Raw genomic sequence first — 18,195 nt, forward strand, 5'->3', positions numbered from 1 at the left:
AGTTTTACATGACTGAGCCACTGCGCATCGTTTTTGCCGGCACCCCGGAATTCGCCGCCGAACACCTCAAGGCCCTGCTCGACAGCCCTTACGAGATCGTCGCCGTCTACACCCAACCGGACCGTCCGGCGGGCCGTGGGCAAAAGCTGATGCCGAGCCCGGTCAAGCAGTTGGCGTTGGAAAACAACATCCCGGTGTTGCAACCGCCGACCCTGCGCAACGAAGACGCTCAGGCCGAACTCGCCGCGCTCAAGCCAGACTTGCTGGTGGTAGTCGCCTACGGCCTGATCCTGCCGCAAGTGGTGCTGGATATTCCGCGCCTGGGCTGCATCAACAGCCACGCGTCCCTGCTGCCACGCTGGCGCGGGGCGGCGCCGATCCAGCGCGCCGTCGAAGCGGGCGACAGCGAAAGCGGCGTGACCGTTATGCGCATGGAACTGGGCCTGGACACCGGGCCGATGCTGCTCAAAGTCACCACGCCAATCAGCGCTGACGACACCGGCGGCAGCCTGCATGATCGTCTGGCCGAGATGGGCCCACCGGCGGTGATTCAGGCGATTGCCGGCCTTGCCGCGGGTACGCTCGACGGCGAAGTGCAGGACGACAGCCTCGCCACTTATGCTCACAAATTGAACAAGGACGAAGCGCGCATCGACTGGACTCGCCCGGCGGTTGAGCTGGAACGGCTGGTTCGCGCCTTCAATCCATGGCCGATTACCCACAGCACGTTGAACGGAGAAGCGCTGAAAGTGCTGGCCGCGAGCCTCGCTGAAGGGAAGGGCGCACCAGGCGAAATCCTCAGCGCCAGCAAGGACGGCTTGCTCGTCGCTTGCGGTGAGCAAGCGCTGTGCCTGACCCGCCTGCAATTGCCCGGCGGCAAGGCGCTGAACTTCAGCGATCTGTTCAACAGCCGCAAAGAGAAATTCGCCGTCGGCACTGTGCTAGGTCAAGCGGCGGACGCTCAATGAACCCGCGTCTGGCCGCCGCCAAGGCACTCGCCGCTGTTCTGAACGGAAAAGCCTCGCTCAACAGTTCTCTGCCGACACAAATGGACAAGGTTGAAGACCGCGATCGTGGCTTCACTCAGGACCTGGCGTTCGGCACCGCGCGCTGGCAGCCACGTTTGTCGGCACTGGCGGCCAAACTGCTGCAAAAGCCCTTCAAGGCTGCCGATGCGGACGTCGAAGCGCTGTTGCTGGTCGGCCTTTATCAACTGCTCTACACCCGCGTTCCGGCCCACGCCGCCATCGGTGAAACGGTCGGTTGCGCGGACAAGCTAAAGAAGCCTTGGGCCAAAGCCTTGCTCAACGCCGTGTTGCGCCGTGCCCAACGGGAAAGCGAAGCACTGCTGGCCGAGCTGGAACACGACCCGGTGGTGCGTACCGCGCACCCGCGCTGGCTGCAAAAATCCCTGAAGGCATTCTGGCCTGAACAATGGGAAGCCATTTGCGCGGCGAACAACGCGCACCCGCCGATGATTCTGCGGGTCAACCGTCGCCATCACACTCGCGACGCCTACCTTGGTTTGCTGACCGAAGCCGGGATCGCCGCGACGCCGTGCGTCTACAGTCAGGACGGCATCATCCTCGAAGCCGCCGCCGACGTGCGCAGCCTGCCGGGCTTCGCCGAAGGCTGGATCAGCGTGCAGGACGAGGCGGCGCAACTGGCCGCCGACCTCCTCGATCTGGCGCCAGGCCAACGGGTGCTGGACGCCTGCTGCGCACCGGGCGGCAAGACCTGCCACATCCTCGAAGCCGAGCCAAAACTGGCCGGCGTCGTCGCGGTGGACCTGGAAGCCAAACGTCTGGTGCGGGTGCGCGAAAACCTGGCGCGTCTGGGCCTCAGTGCCGAGCTGATCGCCGCCGATGGTCGCGACACCCAGGCCTGGTGGGACGGCAAACCGTTCCAGCGCATCCTGCTGGATGCGCCGTGCTCGGCGACTGGGGTCATCCGTCGTCACCCGGACATCAAGCTGACCCGCCAACCCGACGACATCGCCGCCCTCGCCGTGCTGCAAGGCGAATTGCTCGACGCCCTGTGGATAACCCTGGAAGTCGGCGGCATCCTGCTTTACGCCACCTGCTCGACGCTGCCGACCGAAAACACCGAAGTCATCGAAGCTTTCCTCGCCCGCACGCCGGGCGCCCGTGAGCTGGACCTCGCCACGGCGGCCGGCATCAAGCAACCTCACGGTCGCCAATTGCTGGCCCAGGAAGGCGGGCACGACGGGTTCTACTACGCCAAGCTGATCAAGATTGCCGCCGCGCGCGGTTAAACGGTTTTAATGGAGTGACTGGATGAAAATCATCATCCTCGGTGCAGGGCAGGTTGGCGGTTCGCTAGCGGAGCACTTGGCCAGCGAAGCCAACGACATCACCGTGGTCGACACCGACGGCGATCGCCTGCGCGACCTCGGTGATCGGCTGGACATCCGCACTGTGCATGGTCGCGGCTCACTGCCGACAGTGCTGCGCCAGGCCGGCGCAGACGACGCCGACATGCTGGTGGCCGTGACCAACAGCGACGAAACCAACATGGTGGCCTGTCAGGTCGCCCACACGCTGTTCCACACACCGACCAAAATCGCTCGCGTGCGCGAAGCGGCGTACCTCACGCGCTCCGAATTGTTCGATAACGACGCGATCCCGGTGGATGTGCTGATCAGCCCGGAACAAGTGGTGACCAACTACATCAAGCGCCTGATCCAGCATCCGGGCGCCTTGCAGGTGATCGACTTTGCCGAAGGCAAAGCGCAACTGGTCGCGGTGAAGGCGTATTACGGCGGACCGCTGGTGGGTCAGCAGCTGCGGCAATTGCGCGAACACATGCCGAATGTCGAAACCCGCGTTGCCGCGATCTTCCGCCGTGACCGGCCGATTTTGCCCCAGGGTGACACCGTCATCGAGGCCGACGACGAAGTGTTTTTCATCGCCGCCAAGGACAATATCCGCGCGGTAATGAGCGAAATGCGCCGGCTGGATGAAACCTACAAACGCATCGTCATTGCCGGTGGCGGGCAGATCGGTGAGCGTCTGGCCGAGGCCATCGAAAGCCGTTATCAGGTGAAGATCATCGAGATGAACCCGGCCCGCTGCCGTCATCTCTCGGACACCCTCGACAGTACCGTGGTGTTGCAGGGCAGTGCGTCCGACCGCGATTTGCTGATGGAAGAGAACATCGCCGACGCCGATATTTTCCTGGCCCTGACCAACGATGACGAAGCCAACATCATGTCCTCGCTGCTGGCCAAGCGCCTGGGCGCGAAGAAGGTGATGACGATCATCAACAACCCGGCGTACGTGGATCTGATTCAGGGCGGCGACATCGACATCGCCATCAGCCCGCAACTGGCGACCATCGGCACCTTGCTGGCCCACGTGCGCCGTGGCGATATCGTCAGCGTGCACTCATTGCGCCGGGGCGCGGCAGAAGCCATTGAGGCGATTGCCCATGGTGATGCGAAGTCGAGCAAGGTGATTGGCAAGGCGATCGAGAACATTGGTCTGCCACCGGGAACGACGATTGGCGCGATTATTCGTGACGAGGAAGTGATCATTGCGCATGACGACACGGTGATCGAAACGGGGGACCATGTGATTTTGTTCCTTGTGGATAAAAAGCATATTCGGGATGTGGAGAAGCTGTTTCATGTGGGATTGAGCTTTTTCTAACCGATCATTCCCACACTCTGCGTGGGAACAATCGCTGACTGAGGGAAAACACTGATGCTCGAATCCCTGGAAAAAATGCTCGCCAAGGGTGTGGATAACTCATTGCTGCGCTTCGGCCTGGGCAAGGGTTATCTGGACCTTGGGGAAAACGCCAAGGCGGCCGAGCATTTCCAGCGCTGTGTCGAATTCGATCCGAAGTATTCAGCGGCCTGGAAGCTGTTGGGCAAGGCCCATCTGGCGCAGGAAGATTTCGCGGCAGCCCGGCAGGCATGGGAACAAGGTCTGGAAGCCGCCCGCGCCCATGGCGACAAGCAGGCAGAGAAGGAAATGACGGTGTTTCTGAAGAAACTCGAGCGCAACGCTCACTGATCAGAGGTAGCGCAGGCCTATCCCGTCGGCATCGACCTGAATCACTTCCATGCGCACACGCGGCGCACCTGTGGGTAAGTCTTGCACCTGCCCATACACCACCGCGCCTTTGGGTAACGACGACAGGCGCGGATGCTTGACATAGACACCCGTGGTCGACAGGTGGCGGGTCTGGCCCAGGCATTCGCCGAAGCTTTCATGGCTGATCTTGATGCGAAACGATTTGCGGTGTTCGGACATCTGCTGCGCCCTTTAATGAACAGCTGTGGATAACCCTGGCCCCAGAATTATCCACAGATCATGCCAACGTACTCAATACCAGCGTTCTTCACCCGGTGGACGCTTCTTGAAGCGCTTCATGCTCCACATGTATTGGCTGGGGTACGCCCGCACATAACGCTCGACCACTTGGCTCATGGCCGCGCAGGACGTCTCGGTATCCGTGCTGTACATGGCCTCTGGCGCCGCTTCCAGGATCACTTTGTACCCCGAACCGTCCGGCAAGCGCAGGGCATGCAGGAACACGCCGACCGCTTTGCCGCCGGCGAGCATGTTCGGCACAAACTTACTGGTCAGGGCCTGGGTGGCGAAGAAGGGCACGAAGATTCCGGCGGATTCGGCCGGTTCCGGGTCAGCGGGAATGCCCACTGCACCACCTTTGCGCACTTCCTTGATGACGCTGAGGATGCCTTCCTTGGTGGAAGCGGCCACCCTGTTGCCCAATTGCACCCGCTGTTTGCGCAGCAAATCATCCACAGCCTTCAACTTCGGTGGCCGGTAGAAAATGATCGGTTTGCACTGGCTGCAATAGAAGTGGTTCAGCACTTCCCAATTGCCCAGGTGGCTGGTGATACCCACGACCCCTTTCCCAGAGGCGAGGGCGTCCTTCAAGACGTCGAGGCCTTCGACTTCGCGCACCAGGTCAATGGAACGCTGGGCCGGCCAGATCCACGCGCAGGCGCTTTCGGTCAGGGACTTGCCGATGTCTTTCAGGCTCTGGCCGACCAGACGCTCACGCTCGGCCGGGTCCATCTCGGGGAAACACTTGGCGAGGTTGATCCGCACCACGTCGCGGGAACGGTTCGGGGTTTTCCACATGACCCAGCCAATCGCCGAGCCCACGGCCTGCACGGCCCGCCACGGGAGCAGGGCAAACAGCCGCAGAGCGCCTACCAGCAAGGCGCCTTTAAACTTATCCACAGGTCACTCCTGATTATGTGCTGTGCGCGAGGCGGCTATTCTAACCGCCGTTCGCCAAGGTCGCGTAGCGATCGCAATCCCGGGTGTGGTCCATGACCATGCCCGAGGCCTGCATCAGCGCGTAGCAAATGGTCGGCCCGACGAACGTGAAACCGGCCTTTTTCAGGCCTTTGCTCATCTCTACCGCCACTGGCGTGACCGCCGGGACTTCGGTGCGATCCTTGAAATGATTGATCACCGGCATGCCGCCAACGAAGGACCAGAGAAACGCCACCGGGTCCTCCAGCGCCAGCCAGGCCTGGGCATTGCGCCGGGCGGCATTGAGTTTGAGGCGGTTGCGGATGATGCCAGGATCGAGCATCAATTCATCGATTTCCGCGTCGCTCATTTGCGCCACGCGCTGTACGTCGAAGCCGAACAGCACCTCGCGATAACGCTCACGTTTACGCAAGACCGTGATCCATGAGAGGCCGGCCTGGAACCCTTCGAGCAAAAGCAACTCGAACAATCCCTGCGCATCGCGTAGCGGCGTGCCCCACTCCTGGTCGTGATAAGCCATGTACAGCGGATCTTCGGAACACCAAAAGCAGCGTGGCATAAGGCTCCAGGGGGCGTGCGCAGCAATGAATCGGGTATACTCCCGCTCTTTAAATCGCAGCCCAAGAAACAGGTGAATTTCGTGAGCCAGCCTACGCCAGCCGTGCGTACCTTCCAAGACTTGATCCTCGCGCTCCAGCAATACTGGGCCGAGCAAGGTTGTGTGGTACTTCAGCCCTACGATATGGAAGTAGGCGCCGGCACTTTCCACACTGCCACATTCCTGCGGGCCATTGGCCCGGAAACCTGGAACGCCGCTTATGTGCAGCCCAGTCGTCGCCCGACTGACGGCCGCTACGGCGAAAACCCGAACCGTCTGCAGCACTACTACCAGTTCCAGGTGGTATTGAAGCCGAACCCGGACAACTTCCAGGAACTGTACCTGGGCTCCCTCAAGCACGTCGGCCTGGACCCGTTGGTCCACGACATTCGCTTCGTCGAAGACAACTGGGAATCGCCGACCCTGGGCGCCTGGGGTCTGGGTTGGGAAGTCTGGCTCAACGGCATGGAAGTGACGCAGTTCACTTACTTCCAGCAAGCGGGCGGCATCGAATGCTACCCGGTGACCGGCGAGATCACCTACGGTCTGGAGCGTCTGGCCATGTACCTGCAAGGCGTAGACTCGGTCTACGACCTGGTCTGGGCTGACGGTCCGTTCGGCAAAGTGACCTATGGCGACGTGTTCCACCAGAACGAAGTGGAGCAGTCGACCTACAACTTCGAACACGCCAACGTCGAGAAGCTGTTCGAACTGTTCGACTTCTATGAAAGCGAAGCCAAGCGCCTGATCGAACTCGACCAGCCGCTGCCGTTGCCGAGCTACGAAATGGTGTTGAAGGCTTCCCATACCTTCAACCTGCTGGATGCGCGCCGGGCAATTTCGGTGACTGCGCGTCAGCAATACATTCTGCGTGTACGCACCCTGGCGCGTTCCGTTGCGCAAGCCTACCTGCTGGCTCGCGCCAAGCTGGGCTTCCCGATGGCGACCCCGGACCTGCGTGATGAAGTACTGGCCAAGCTGGAGGCTGCACAATGAGTGCTCTGGATTTTCTGGTTGAACTGGGCACTGAAGAACTGCCACCCAAAGCCCTGAACACCCTGGCCGAGGCGTTCCTCGCCGGTATCGACAAGGGCCTGCAAGCTGCCGGCCTGAACTACGAGACCAAAACGGTCTATGCCGCGCCGCGTCGCCTGGCCGTGCTGATCACCTCGCTGGCCACCCAGCAACCGGATCGCAGCATCAACCTCGATGGCCCGCCACGTCAGGCGGCGTTCGATGCCGAAGGCAACCCGACCCAGGCAGCACTGGGTTTTGCCAAGAAGTGCGGTGTCGAGCTGAGCGAAATCGATCAGAGCGGTCCGAAACTGCGTTACAGCCAAAGCATCGCCGGCAAGCCGACTGCGAGCCTGCTGCCGACCATCGTCGAAGATTCGCTGAACGACCTGCCGATCCCGAAACGCATGCGTTGGGGCGCTCGCAAGGAAGAATTCGTTCGTCCGACCCAGTGGCTGGTGATGCTGCTCGGTGACGAAGTCATCGATTGCACCATCCTCGCCCAGAAGGCTGGCCGTGATTCCCGTGGTCACCGCTTCCATCACCCGCAAAACGTACGCATCACCTCGCCGGCCAATTACCTCGCCGACTTGCGTGCCGCGTACGTCCTGGCCGATGCCAACGAACGTCGCGACATCATCAGCAAGCGCACCGAAGAACTGGCTACCCGCCAGGAAGGCACGGCGATTGTTCCACCGGCGCTGCTCGACGAAGTGACCGCGCTGGTCGAATGGCCAGTGCCGCTGGTGTGCTCGTTCGAAGAGCGTTTCCTCGATGTGCCGCAAGAAGCACTGATCACCACCATGCAGGACAACCAGAAGTATTTCTGCCTGCTGGATGCCGATGGCAAGTTGCTGCCCCGTTTCATTACCGTGGCCAACATCGAAAGCAAAGATCCGCAGCAGATCATCGCCGGTAACGAGAAAGTGGTTCGCCCACGCCTGACCGACGCCGAGTTCTTCTTCAAGCAAGACAAGAAGCAGAAACTCGAAGACTTCAACCTGCGTCTGCAAAACGTGGTGTTCCAGGAAAAACTCGGCAGCGTCTACGACAAGGCCGAACGCGTTTCCAAACTCGCTGCGTTCATCGCGCAACGCATTGGCGGCAACGCTGCATGGGCTTCCCGTGCCGGCCTGTTGTCCAAGTGCGACCTGGCGACCGAGATGGTCGGTGAGTTCCCGGAGATGCAAGGTGTCGCCGGTTACTACTACGCCCTCAATGACGGCGAGCCGGAAGAAGTCGCCCTGGCGCTGAACGAGCAGTACATGCCGCGCGGTGCCGGTGCTGAACTGCCGACCACCCTGACCGGTGCGGCCGTGGCTATCGCCGACAAGCTCGACACGCTGGTGGGTATTTTCGGTATCGGCATGCTGCCAACGGGTAGCAAAGACCCGTACGCCTTGCGCCGTGCTGCACTCGGCGTGCTGCGTATCCTGATCGACAAGAAACTCGATCTGGACCTGAACGACGCCGTGGCTTTCGCCGTGAATGCGTTCGGTGCCAAGATCAAGGCCGCCGGCCTCAACGACGCGGTGCTGGAGTTCGTCTTCGACCGTCTGCGTGCCCGTTACGAAGACGAGGGTGTAGACGTTGCGACTTACCTGTCGGTGCGTGCCCTGAAGCCGGGTTCGGCACTGGACTTCGACCAACGTGTACAAGCGGTAGAAGCTTTCCGCAAATTGCCGGAAGCCGCGGCCCTGGCTGCGGTGAACAAGCGCGTATCGAACTTGCTGAGCAAGGTCGAAGGCTCCGTTCCAACGGTGGTTGAAGCCAAATACTTCGACAATGCCAACGAGTTTTCCCTGTATTCGGCGATCCAGCAGGCAGACCAGGCTGTCCAGCCGATGGCTGCTGCGCGTCAGTACAGCGAATCGCTGGCACGCCTGGCCGCCTTGCGCGAGCCGGTGGATGCGTTCTTCGAAGCGGTAATGGTCAACGCGGAAGATGCCAAGGTCCGCGCCAACCGTTATGCCTTGCTGGCGCGTCTGCGTGGGCTGTTCCTCGGCGTCGCTGATATTTCGCTGCTGAGCTAAGGGGCTGCTGTTGAAACTGCTGATTCTCGATCGCGACGGGGTGATCAATTACGACTCCGACGCTTACATCAAGTCGGTGGAGGAGTGGATTCCACTCCCCGGTTCGATCGAAGCCATCGCGCAGTTGAGCAAGGCCGGCTGGACGGTAGCGGTCGCTACCAACCAGTCGGGCATCGCTCGCGGCTATTACGACATCGCCACCCTGGACGCCATGCACGAGCGCTTGCGCGCGCTGGTGGCGGAGCAGGGCGGTGAAGTCGGCCTGATCGTCTATTGCCCGCACGGGCCGAACGACGGCTGCGATTGCCGCAAGCCGAAACCCGGGATGCTGAAAGCCATCGCCGAGCATTACAACGTGTCGCTGACCAATCTCTGGTTCGTCGGCGACAGCCTTGGTGACCTGGAAGCCGCCAAAGCCGTCGATTCTCAGCCAGTTTTGGTAAAGACCGGGAAAGGCGAAAAGACTTTCGGCAAGACCCTACCGGTAGGCACCTTGATTTTTGACGATCTGGCGGCGATTGCCGCAGAACTTATCCACAATTAAAGTGCTTCGATTGTTCCGATTAAGGACTGATCGGGAGTGCGCTTATAGACGGGCAGAGCCCGCACGGTAAACGTCACCATGTCGATACTGCAGGCCATCAGAACGTTCCTCTTTTATCTGTTGCTGGGCACCAGCTCTTTGCTTTGGTGCAGCCTGAGCTTTTTCATCGCGCCGTTTCTGCCGTTCAAGGCGCGATATCGCTTCATTAATGTGTACTGGTGCCGCTGCGCCTTGTGGCTGAGCAAAGTGTTCCTGGGCATCAGCTACGAAGTGAAGGGCGCCGAGAACGTGCCTGACCAGCCCTGCGTGATTCAATCGAACCACCAGAGCACCTGGGAGACGTTCTTTCTCTCTGCTTACTTCGAACCGTTGAGCCAGGTGCTCAAGCGTTCATTGCTTTATGTACCTTTCTTCGGCTGGGCCATGGCCATGCTGCGACCGATTGCCATCGACCGCGACAATCCGAAAGCCGCGCTCAAGCATGTGGCAAAGAAGGGCGATGAGCTGCTCAAGGATGGTGTCTGGGTGCTGATCTTCCCTGAGGGGACGCGCGTTCCTTTTGGCACCATCGGCAAGTTCTCACGCGGTGGCACCGCGTTGGCCGTCAACGCCGAGCTTCCTGTACTGCCGATTGCGCACAATGCGGGCAAGTTCTGGCCTAAAACTGGTTGGGCAAAGAAGCAGGGTGTCATCACCGTAATCATCGGCGAACCGATGTACGCCGTGGGCAGCGGGCCTCGCGCCATCGCCGATCTGAACGACCGGGTACAAGCCTGGAACGAGCAGATGCAACGGGAAATGGGGTCGCTGCCAGCAGCCCCGGCGGCACCGAATTCGACGGATCAAGTGGCTGTCTGAGATTCTGTGGATAACCTGTGTACCGTTTTATCGAAAAACAGCGATATCGTTTTATAAGTTAATGATTTATATACATATTTCTTAAACACATAAAACGCAGAAAATGGTGCATAAGTTTTTTCGGGCGCAAAAAAACCGGCGGATATAGCCGGTTTTTTTATGCCTGAAATTTGCAGTTTTCCACACTATGTACTAAGGGGAATGACGCTGGTAATTCGGCATGATTCCGTACGAATTACAGATAATAAAAAAGGCCAACGCTGAGCGTTGGCCTTTTTTTGTTTGGCAGGTTCGCTGGATCAGAAATCCAGGTTGGAAACCGCCAGGGCGTTGCTTTCGATGAAGTCACGGCGAGGTTCGACCGCATCACCCATCAGGGTGTTGAAGATCTGGTCTGCGCCAATGGCGTCTTCGATAGTCACTTTGAGCATCCGGCGCTGTGCTGGGTCCATGGTGGTTTCCCACAGCTGATCCGGGTTCATCTCGCCCAGACCTTTGTATCGCTGGATGGTGTGACGCTTGGTGCTTTCAGCCATCAGCCATTCAAGGGCTTCCTTGAACTCGGTGACCGGCTTCTTGCGCTCGCCACGCTGGATGTACGCACCGTCGTCCAACAAGGTGCTCAGTTGAGCGCCCAGCGAAACAACCGTGCGGTAATCGTTGCTGCCGAAGAAGTCGCGGTTGAAGGTGACGTAGTTCGACAGGCCGTGGGAGATCAGTTCGACCTCTGGCAGCCAGACGTTACGTTCACGGTCTTCACGCAGGCTGGCTTTGTAGACCAGGCCAGACTTCTCGACGGTGCGCAGGCGAACTTCGTACTGAGCCAGCCAATCCTGCATCGCTGCATGATCGGACAGTTGATCCATGCTCACTGCTGGCAGGTAGATGAAGTGCTCGGTCAGCTCCTGTGGATACAGGCGCGACAGACGCTTGAGGGTCTTCATCACCAGACGGAAGTCATTCACCAGGCGCTCAAGCGCTTCACCGGAGATGCCAGGGGCTTCTTCGTTCAGGTGCAGGCTCGCGTCTTCCAGGGCCGACTGCGTCATGTACTCTTCCATGGCGTCGTCGTCTTTGATGTATTGCTCTTGCTTGCCTTTCTTGACCTTGTACAGCGGCGGCTGAGCGATGTAGATGTAGCCACGCTCGATCAGCTCCGGCAACTGACGGAAGAAGAAGGTCAGCAGCAGGGTACGGATGTGCGAACCGTCGACGTCAGCATCGGTCATGATGATGATGTTGTGATAACGCAGCTTGTCGATGTTGTACTCGTCGCGGCCGATGCCACAGCCCAGCGCGGTGATCAAGGTGCCTACTTCTTGCGAAGAGATCATCTTGTCGAAACGCGCCTTCTCGACGTTCAGGATCTTGCCCTTCAGCGGCAGGATAGCCTGGGTGCGGCGGTTACGTCCCTGCTTGGCGGAGCCGCCAGCAGAGTCACCTTCCACAAGGTACAGTTCGGACAGGGCAGGGTCTTTTTCCTGGCAGTCAGCCAGTTTGCCCGGCAGGCCGGCGATATCCAGCGCGCCTTTACGACGGGTCATTTCACGGGCTTTACGCGCCGCTTCACGCGCACGAGCCGCGTCGATCATCTTGCCGACGACCAGTTTGGCTTCGTTCGGGTTTTCCAGCAGGAAGTCGGAGAAGTACTTGCCCATTTCCTGTTCGACCGCGGTCTTCACTTCGGAAGAAACCAGCTTGTCTTTGGTCTGGGAGCTGAACTTCGGATCCGGTACTTTCACCGAAATAATCGCGGTCAGGCCTTCACGGGCATCGTCACCGGTGGTCGCGACTTTATGCTTCTTCGCCAGACCTTCAGCTTCGATGTAGGTGTTCAGGTTACGCGTCAGTGCGGAGCGGAAACCCACCAGGTGAGTACCGCCATCGCGCTGTGGAATGTTGTTGGTGAAGCACAACAGGTTCTCGTTGAAGCTGTCGTTCCACTGCAGGGCGATTTCAACGCCGATGCCGTCTTCACGCTGGATGTTGAAGTGGAACACCTGGTTGACCGCAGTCTTGTTGGTGTTCAGGTATTCAACGAACGCACGCAGGCCGCCTTCGTACTTGAACAGCTCTTCCTTGCCGCTGCGCTCATCCTTGAGGACGATGCCGACACCGGAGTTGAGGAATGACAGTTCACGAATCCGCTTGGCCAGGATGTCCCAGCTGAAGTGGATGTTCTTGAAGGTTTCAGCCGATGGCTTGAAGTGGATCTGGGTGCCCGTGGTTTCGCTCTCGCCAACGATTTTCATCGGCTCTTGCGGAACACCGTGGACGTAAGTCTGTTCCCAGATCTTGCCGCTGCGGCGAACGGTCAGGATCAGTTCTTTGGACAGTGCGTTCACTACCGACACACCTACACCGTGCAGACCGCCGGATACTTTGTAGGAGTTGTCGTCGAACTTACCGCCGGCGTGCAGCACGGTCATGATGACCTCGGCTGCCGAAACGCCTTCTTCTTTGTGCACGTCTACCGGGATGCCACGGCCGTTGTCGCGAACGGTGATGGACTCATCCGGGTGAATGATGATGCTGATGTCGTCGCAGTGGCCGGCGAGAGCTTCGTCGATCGAGTTATCGACCACTTCGAACACCATGTGGTGCAGACCGCTGCCATCGTCGGTGTCACCAATGTACATACCGGGACGTTTGCGTACGGCATCCAGGCCTTTCAGCACTTTAATGCTCGTTGAGTCGTACGTATTTTCTTCGCTCAATGCCTTCACTCCCGATGGTCGTGGGTCTGGGTGATACGGCCCTGTTCCACGTGGAACAAAGCGACTGGCGTTTCCGTCTGCCAGCCTTCCCTCAATAATTCGTGATCTACACAGGTGATAAAGACCTGGCAGCGTAAGTCTTCCAGCAAGCGGCAAAGCGCGCGTCGGTGGTGCTCGTCCAATTCGGACGGCAAGTCATCCACCAGATAAATACACTGTCCGCGTCGGGCCTGGCTCACCAGGTGTCCTTGGGCAATCCGCAATGCACAGACCACCAATTTCTGCTGACCCCGGGACAAGATGTCCGCGGCATTATGTGCGCCCAGTCTGAGACGCAAATCAGCGCGTTGTGGTCCGGCCTGGGTGTGACCCATTTGCTGGTCCCGTTGAAGGGACCCAGCGAGTACGGCACTCAGTTCGCGGTCTTTGTCCCAGCCTCGGTAATAGCTGAGGGTCAAGCCTTCAAGCTCGACCAGTTCGCTCAAGGTCTGTTCAAAGACTGGTTTCAAGGCTTTGATGTAAGCGCGGCGGTATTCATCGATTTCAGCGCTGGCCTGGCACAGTTCCCTGTCCCAAACCGCTTGCGAAACGGCGTCAAGTGTACCATGTCGCAGCCAAGAGTTTCTCTGGCGCAGCGCCTTCTGCAAGCGCTGCCAGGTGGACATGAATCGCGGTTCCACATGGAATACGCCCCAGTCGAGAAACTGTCGGCGAATCTTCGGCGCGCCTTCAAGCAAGCGGAAACTGTCAGGGTTGATCAGCTGGAGTGGCAGGATCTCCGCCAGTTGCGCCGCGCTTCGGGCGTTCTGGCCATCGATGCGGATCTGAAATTCGCCCTGACGGTCGCGTGAAATACCTAACGCGCTGTGTCCACCCTCAGCCAATTCAACCTGGCCAAACACCGTACACGCCAATTGCTCGTACTGGATGACCGGCAACAGACGGCTGCTACGAAACGAACGGGCAAGCCCCAGCAGATGAATGGCTTCCAGAACACTGGTTTTGCCGCTGCCGTTGGCGCCGTAAAGAATGTTGATTCGGGGGGAGGGGGAGAAGGTCACCGGGTGCAAATTGCGCACCGCGGTGACCGAGACGCGACTTAGCGACATCTAGCTTCTGCTGAACATGATTACAGGCGCATCGGCATGACAACGTAAGCCGAGTCGTCGTTGTCGGATTCCTGCACCAGCGCACTGCTGTTGGAATCGGACAGGATCAGGCGAACTTGCTCAGTGGTCATCACGCCCAGTACGTCGAGCAGATAGCTGACGTTGAAGCCGATTTCGAGATTGCCGCCGTTGTATTCAACGCCCACTTCTTCTTCCGCTTCTTCCTGCTCCGGGTTGTTCGCCTGGATTTTCAGCTGACCGTTAGCCAGTTGCAGACGGATGCCACGGTACTTCTCGTTGGACAGAATCGCAGTACGGCTGAAAGCTTCACGCAGCGCCTGACGGTCGCCGAGTACCAGCTTGTCTCCGCCTTTTGGCAGAACACGCTCGTAATCCGGGAATTTGCCGTCGACCAGTTTCGAGGTGAAGGTGAACTCGCCGGTGGTCGCGCGGATGTGGTGCTGACCCAGGACGATGCTGACGATGCCGTCCGGTTCGGTCAGCAGGCGTGCCAGCTCAAGGATACCCTTGCGCGGAACGATGACCTGATGGCGATCCGGCTGACCGATATCGGCCTGCATCGAACACATGGCCAGACGGTGACCGTCGGTGGCAACAGCACGGATGATCCCGGCAGAAACTTCAAGCAGCATACCGTTCAGGTAATAACGAACGTCCTGCTGGGCCATGGCGAAGCTGGTACGTTCGATCAGACGACGCAGTTTGCTTTGTTCCAGGCTGCAGGTCAGCGAGCCCGGGCCTTCTTCCACTGTCGGGAAATCATTGGCCGGCAGGGTCGACAGCGTGAAGCGGCTACGACCAGCCTTGACCACCAGCTTCTGCTCATCGACCTTGATGTCGATCAGCGCATCGTTCGGCAGGCTCTTGCAGATGTCCATCAGCTTGCGCGCAGGCACGGTGATGGAACCTGGGTCTGCCGGCTCTTCAAGTTGCACACGACCGACCAGCTCGACTTCCAGGTCAGTACCGGTCAGCGACAATTGCTGGCCTTCGACAACCAGCAGCACGTTGGAGAGCACCGGCAAGGTCTGTCGGCGCTCAACGACGCCTGCGACCAGTTGCAGGGGTTTCAACAGGGCTTCGCGTTGAATGGTGAAATGCATGGTCTAGTCCCTTGCCTTAATAAGCTGCGCTGGTGTTCATCAAGTGGTCAGTGTACGCAGCAGGTTCTTGTAGTCCTCGCGGATGTCCGCGTCGGATTCCTTAAGCTCGTTGATCTTGCGACAGGCGTGCAAAACAGTCGTGTGGTCGCGGCCGCCAAACACATCGCCGATTTCCGGCAGGCTGTGGTTAGTCAACTCTTTGGACAATGCCATTGCAACCTGACGCGGACGTGCGACCGAGCGTGAACGACGCTTGGACAGCAAGTCGGAGATCTTGATCTTGTAGTACTCGGCGACTGTGCGCTGAATGTTATCCACAGAGACCAGTTTGTCTTGCAGCGCCAACAAGTCTTTCAGGGATTCGCGAATCAGCTCGATGGTGATGTCGCGTCCCATGAAGTGCGAGTGGGCGATCACGCGTTTCAGCGCGCCTTCCAGCTCACGGACGTTGGAGCGAATACGCTGGGCAATGAAGAACGCCGCGTCATGTGGCAGATCGACTTTGGCCTGGTCGGCCTTTTTCATCAAGATCGCCACGCGGGTTTCCAGCTCCGGCGGTTCGACGGCAACCGTCAGGCCCCAGCCAAAGCGGGATTTCAAACGCTCTTCAAGGCCTTCGATTTCTTTCGGGTAACGGTCACTGGTGAGAATGACCTGCTGGCCACCTTCAAGCAGGGCGTTGAAGGTGTGGAAAAACTCTTCCTGCGAACGTTCCTTGCGGGCGAAGAATTGAATGTCATCGATGAGCAACGCATCCACCGAACGGTAGAAACGCTTGAACTCGTTGATGGCATTCAGTTGCAGCGCCTTGACCATGTCGGCCACGAAACGCTCCGAATGCAGGTAAACGACCTTGGCATTCGGGTTTTTCTTTAATAGGTGATTACCCACAGCGTGCATCAAGTGGGTTTTACCCAAGCCGACGCCACCATAAAGGAAAAGCGGGTTGTAACCGTGCTTGGGATTGTCTGCCACCTGCCAGGCCGCGGCCCGGGCCAGTTGGTTCGACTTACCTTCGACGAAGTTTTCGAAGGTGAAGGTGCGGTTCAGGTAACTGGTGTGCTTGAGCGCGCCTTCGACCTGCACCGTGCGTTGCTCGGAGCGAACCGGAGCTTGCTGCGAACTGGCGCCGGCCATCGGGTCGAAGCTGTCACGAGACGGCTCTTCATTGATCTCGGCCACTTTTTGCGTCGCACGCTTGGTCGGTGCGTTGGCAATCGATGCTGGCGCCGGAGCGCTGACAGGTGCTTGAGCAGCTTGAGCCTGAGATGCAGCGGCAGCCAACGGCGCGTTAGGCGCAGCTCGCGGTGTCGAACTGCGTTTGCTGCCTATTAATAAGGACAGCACCGGCGCCATGCCGTTGCCATGCTCATCCAGCAGTTCAAGAACACGGCCCAGGTACTTTTCGTTGACCCAGTCGAGAACAAAGCGATTCGGTGCGTAGACACGCAACTCGTCGCCTTCGGCTTCGACCTGTAGTGGACGGATCCAAGTGTTGAATTGTTGGGCAGGCAGCTCTTCGCGCAAAAGCTCCACGCACTGCTGCCAAAGTTCCACTGACACGGATATCCCCTAAGTTGAAAGCCGGTGAGGCAAAAACAAGCGGCCATTGTAACGACCAGACGCCGACTTATCCACACGAGGTGGAGCACTGACCGAGAAGAATCAACGTTTTATACGCAAAAAAGACGACCAGCGGTCTGTGCATAAGCTCTGTGGATAACCGGGTCTAAGGTCGTTGCACAAGTGGGGGGGAAACTCGGTGGATAACCAGCCTGTGGATAACAAGCTGTTTCACACACAGGTTATCCGACAGCGCAGCACAGGCTGCCCCCTGTTTTCCACGGTAGTTGTCATTCTCTGTACAGCCCGTAGTAGAAGGCCTGAAGGCACTTATCCACAGATGACCGCCTGCCTAGCTTTTATAAGCTTTACAGAAAAGCTTTAAATAATTCCTTTCTTATTTCTATTTCTAACGAGGGGTTAATCACGAACAAAACCTCTGGAGATCTATTTATAAGGAAACGCTGGTTGGAAATTGACCTAGAGGCTTGCTTTCTCTAGAATCCCCGGTCTCTTAAAACGGGGGCCATTCCGGCCCGTTGTGGACGAACCAGGTAACACGACAATGAAACGTACTTTCCAACCAAGCACTATCAAACGCGCTCGTACCCACGGTTTCCGTGCTCGCATGGCTACCAAGAACGGTCGTGCCGTCCTGTCGCGTCGTCGCGCCAAAGGTCGTGCGCGTCTGGCAGTTTGATAATCCGGCACTGGAGGTGAGTCAGGACTTCAGTCGGGAAAAGCGTCTGCTTACTCCCCGGCATTTCAAGGCAGTCTTTGACTCCCCTACCGGCAAGGTTCCGGGGAAAAATCTCCTGCTCCTTGCGCGCAACAACGATCTTGATCACCCCCGTCTCGGGTTGGTTATCGGGAAAAAGAGCGTAAAGCTCTCCGTCGAGCGCAATCGCCTCAAACGTCTGATGCGCGAATCGTTCCGTCTGCACCAGGATTCACTGGTCGGCTGGGACATCGTTATCGTCGCGCGCAAAGGTTTGGGTGACGTAGAAAACCCCGAATTGATTCAGCATTTCGGCAAACTCTGGAAGCGTCTGGCACGCAGCACGCCAGTACCAGCAGTCAAAACCGAAACTGTAGGGGTAGACAGTCCCGATGCGTAAACTGGCACTCGTTCCGATCCAGTTTTATCGCTATGCCATTAGTCCCCTGATGGCCAACCACTGTCGCTTCTACCCCAGTTGTTCCTGCTACGCGTTAGAGGCCATAGAAAATCATGGTCTTCTGCGCGGTGGCTGGCTGGCCTTTCGTCGTTTAGGTCGCTGTCATCCGTGGAATCCCGGTGGTTATGACCCGGTTCCACCTATCCCTACCTCCCGTTCTTCTTCGATGGCCGAGTAA

Annotated in this window: 18 protein-coding genes; 11 read left to right on the forward strand and 7 right to left on the reverse strand. The window is 58.6% G+C overall.

Going from position 1 to position 18,195, the window contains the following annotated elements; all coding sequences use genetic code 11:
- Positions 1 to 8: 8 nt before the first annotated feature.
- The 4 genes from fmt to D882_RS0127465 are packed head-to-tail and all read left to right on the forward strand — an operon-like array spanning position 9 to position 4,040.
- Entirely contained in the window at positions 9 to 968 is a 960-nt protein-coding gene (fmt, locus tag D882_RS0127450; protein WP_027926191.1) for a methionyl-tRNA formyltransferase, read from the forward strand.
- The gene (gene rsmB / locus D882_RS0127455) at positions 965 to 2,275 is read left to right on the forward strand and encodes a 16S rRNA (cytosine(967)-C(5))-methyltransferase RsmB (RefSeq protein ID WP_027926192.1); all 1,311 of its coding nucleotides are present in this window, start codon (positions 965 to 967) and stop codon (positions 2,273 to 2,275) included. The genes fmt and rsmB overlap by 4 nt, the downstream gene beginning before the upstream one ends.
- Positions 2,276 to 2,297: 22 nt before the next feature.
- Positions 2,298 to 3,671, forward strand: coding sequence for a Trk system potassium transporter TrkA (gene trkA / locus D882_RS0127460; RefSeq protein WP_027926193.1), 1,374 nt, complete (start codon positions 2,298 to 2,300; stop codon positions 3,669 to 3,671).
- Between the two features lie 51 nt (positions 3,672 to 3,722).
- A complete protein-coding gene (locus tag D882_RS0127465) occupies positions 3,723 to 4,040 on the forward strand; it encodes a tetratricopeptide repeat protein (protein ID WP_172825961.1) in 318 nt (105 codons plus the stop codon).
- Here D882_RS0127465 and D882_RS0127470 read toward each other — a convergent pair whose 3' ends face one another.
- The 3 genes from D882_RS0127470 to tag all read right to left on the reverse strand — a co-directional run bounded on the left by D882_RS0127470 (position 4,041) and on the right by tag (position 5,838).
- Complete coding sequence (locus D882_RS0127470; protein ID WP_027926195.1) at positions 4,041 to 4,280, reverse strand: pilus assembly protein PilZ; 240 nt, start codon at positions 4,278 to 4,280, stop codon at positions 4,041 to 4,043.
- Positions 4,281 to 4,352: 72 nt separating this feature from the next.
- On the reverse strand, positions 4,353 to 5,240 hold the full coding sequence (locus D882_RS0127475) for a lysophospholipid acyltransferase (protein WP_027926196.1): 888 nt from the start codon (positions 5,238 to 5,240) through the stop codon (positions 4,353 to 4,355).
- 40 nt (positions 5,241 to 5,280) lie between these two features.
- Positions 5,281 to 5,838: a DNA-3-methyladenine glycosylase I gene (tag, locus tag D882_RS0127480; protein WP_027926197.1), complete on the reverse strand. Its 558-nt coding sequence runs from the start codon at positions 5,836 to 5,838 to the stop codon at positions 5,281 to 5,283.
- A gap of 81 nt (positions 5,839 to 5,919) precedes the next feature.
- Between tag and glyQ the strand changes: the two genes are divergently transcribed.
- From glyQ to D882_RS0127500, 4 genes are all read left to right on the forward strand, one after another.
- Positions 5,920 to 6,873 carry a glycine--tRNA ligase subunit alpha gene (gene glyQ, locus D882_RS0127485; protein ID WP_003213601.1) on the forward strand — a complete coding sequence of 318 codons (954 nt, stop codon included), beginning with the start codon at positions 5,920 to 5,922 and terminating at the stop codon, positions 6,871 to 6,873.
- The gene (glyS, locus tag D882_RS0127490; protein ID WP_027926198.1) at positions 6,870 to 8,924 is read left to right on the forward strand and encodes a glycine--tRNA ligase subunit beta; all 2,055 of its coding nucleotides are present in this window, start codon (positions 6,870 to 6,872) and stop codon (positions 8,922 to 8,924) included. The genes glyQ and glyS overlap by 4 nt, the downstream gene beginning before the upstream one ends.
- A 4-nt stretch (positions 8,925 to 8,928) precedes the next feature.
- Positions 8,929 to 9,468: a D-glycero-beta-D-manno-heptose 1,7-bisphosphate 7-phosphatase gene (gene gmhB, locus D882_RS0127495; RefSeq protein ID WP_172825962.1), complete on the forward strand. Its 540-nt coding sequence runs from the start codon at positions 8,929 to 8,931 to the stop codon at positions 9,466 to 9,468.
- 78 nt (positions 9,469 to 9,546) lie between these two features.
- Entirely contained in the window at positions 9,547 to 10,326 is a 780-nt protein-coding gene (locus D882_RS0127500; protein WP_027926200.1) for a 1-acyl-sn-glycerol-3-phosphate acyltransferase, read from the forward strand.
- A 299-nt stretch (positions 10,327 to 10,625) separates the two neighbouring features.
- On the opposite strand, the gene gyrB is transcribed toward D882_RS0127500, so the two are convergent.
- Genes gyrB through dnaA form a run of 4 tightly spaced genes read right to left on the reverse strand, consistent with a single transcriptional unit; the run spans position 10,626 to position 16,839 of the window.
- Positions 10,626 to 13,043: a DNA topoisomerase (ATP-hydrolyzing) subunit B gene (gene gyrB / locus D882_RS0127505; protein WP_027926201.1), complete on the reverse strand. Its 2,418-nt coding sequence runs from the start codon at positions 13,041 to 13,043 to the stop codon at positions 10,626 to 10,628.
- A gap of 5 nt (positions 13,044 to 13,048) precedes the next feature.
- A complete protein-coding gene (gene recF / locus D882_RS0127510) occupies positions 13,049 to 14,152 on the reverse strand; it encodes a DNA replication/repair protein RecF (RefSeq protein ID WP_008007898.1) in 1,104 nt (367 codons plus the stop codon).
- A gap of 20 nt (positions 14,153 to 14,172) precedes the next feature.
- Positions 14,173 to 15,276: a DNA polymerase III subunit beta gene (dnaN, locus tag D882_RS0127515; RefSeq protein ID WP_017341709.1), complete on the reverse strand. Its 1,104-nt coding sequence runs from the start codon at positions 15,274 to 15,276 to the stop codon at positions 14,173 to 14,175.
- 39 nt (positions 15,277 to 15,315) lie between these two features.
- Positions 15,316 to 16,839, reverse strand: a complete 1,524-nt coding sequence (gene dnaA, locus D882_RS0127520; RefSeq protein ID WP_027926202.1) for a chromosomal replication initiator protein DnaA — start codon at positions 16,837 to 16,839, stop codon at positions 15,316 to 15,318.
- Positions 16,840 to 17,404: 565 nt separating this feature from the next.
- Here dnaA and rpmH point away from each other — a divergent pair.
- The 3 genes from rpmH to yidD are packed head-to-tail and all read left to right on the forward strand — an operon-like array spanning position 17,405 to position 18,195.
- On the forward strand, positions 17,405 to 17,539 hold the full coding sequence (gene rpmH, locus D882_RS1000000132415; protein ID WP_003213577.1) for a 50S ribosomal protein L34: 135 nt from the start codon (positions 17,405 to 17,407) through the stop codon (positions 17,537 to 17,539).
- A gap of 16 nt (positions 17,540 to 17,555) precedes the next feature.
- A complete protein-coding gene (gene rnpA / locus D882_RS0127525; protein ID WP_027926203.1) occupies positions 17,556 to 17,957 on the forward strand; it encodes a ribonuclease P protein component in 402 nt (133 codons plus the stop codon).
- The gene (gene yidD, locus D882_RS1000000132420; RefSeq protein WP_077430980.1) at positions 17,950 to 18,195 is read left to right on the forward strand and encodes a membrane protein insertion efficiency factor YidD; all 246 of its coding nucleotides are present in this window, start codon (positions 17,950 to 17,952) and stop codon (positions 18,193 to 18,195) included. Before rnpA ends, yidD begins: the two co-directional genes overlap by 8 nt.

This window comes from Pseudomonas sp. URMO17WK12:I12, assembly GCF_000514395.1.
Taxonomy (GTDB): Bacteria; Pseudomonadota; Gammaproteobacteria; order Pseudomonadales; family Pseudomonadaceae; genus Aquipseudomonas; species Aquipseudomonas mucoides.

Excerpts from the sequence above, each read along its gene's own strand:
- fmt (WP_027926191.1), top strand. The coding sequence starts at position 9 with ATGACTGAGCCACTGCGCATCGTTTTTGCCGGCACCCCGGAATTCGCC.
- rsmB (WP_027926192.1), top strand. The coding sequence starts at position 965 with ATGAACCCGCGTCTGGCCGCCGCCAAGGCACTCGCCGCTGTTCTGAAC.
- trkA (WP_027926193.1), top strand. The coding sequence starts at position 2,298 with ATGAAAATCATCATCCTCGGTGCAGGGCAGGTTGGCGGTTCGCTAGCG.
- D882_RS0127470 (WP_027926195.1), bottom strand. The coding sequence starts at position 4,280 with ATGTCCGAACACCGCAAATCGTTTCGCATCAAGATCAGCCATGAAAGC.
- tag (WP_027926197.1), bottom strand. The coding sequence starts at position 5,838 with ATGCCACGCTGCTTTTGGTGTTCCGAAGATCCGCTGTACATGGCTTAT.
- glyS (WP_027926198.1), top strand. The coding sequence starts at position 6,870 with ATGAGTGCTCTGGATTTTCTGGTTGAACTGGGCACTGAAGAACTGCCA.
- D882_RS0127500 (WP_027926200.1), top strand. The coding sequence starts at position 9,547 with ATGTCGATACTGCAGGCCATCAGAACGTTCCTCTTTTATCTGTTGCTG.
- recF (WP_008007898.1), bottom strand. The coding sequence starts at position 14,152 with ATGTCGCTAAGTCGCGTCTCGGTCACCGCGGTGCGCAATTTGCACCCG.
- dnaN (WP_017341709.1), bottom strand. The coding sequence starts at position 15,276 with ATGCATTTCACCATTCAACGCGAAGCCCTGTTGAAACCCCTGCAACTG.
- rpmH (WP_003213577.1), top strand. The coding sequence starts at position 17,405 with ATGAAACGTACTTTCCAACCAAGCACTATCAAACGCGCTCGTACCCAC.
- yidD (WP_077430980.1), top strand. The coding sequence starts at position 17,950 with ATGCGTAAACTGGCACTCGTTCCGATCCAGTTTTATCGCTATGCCATT.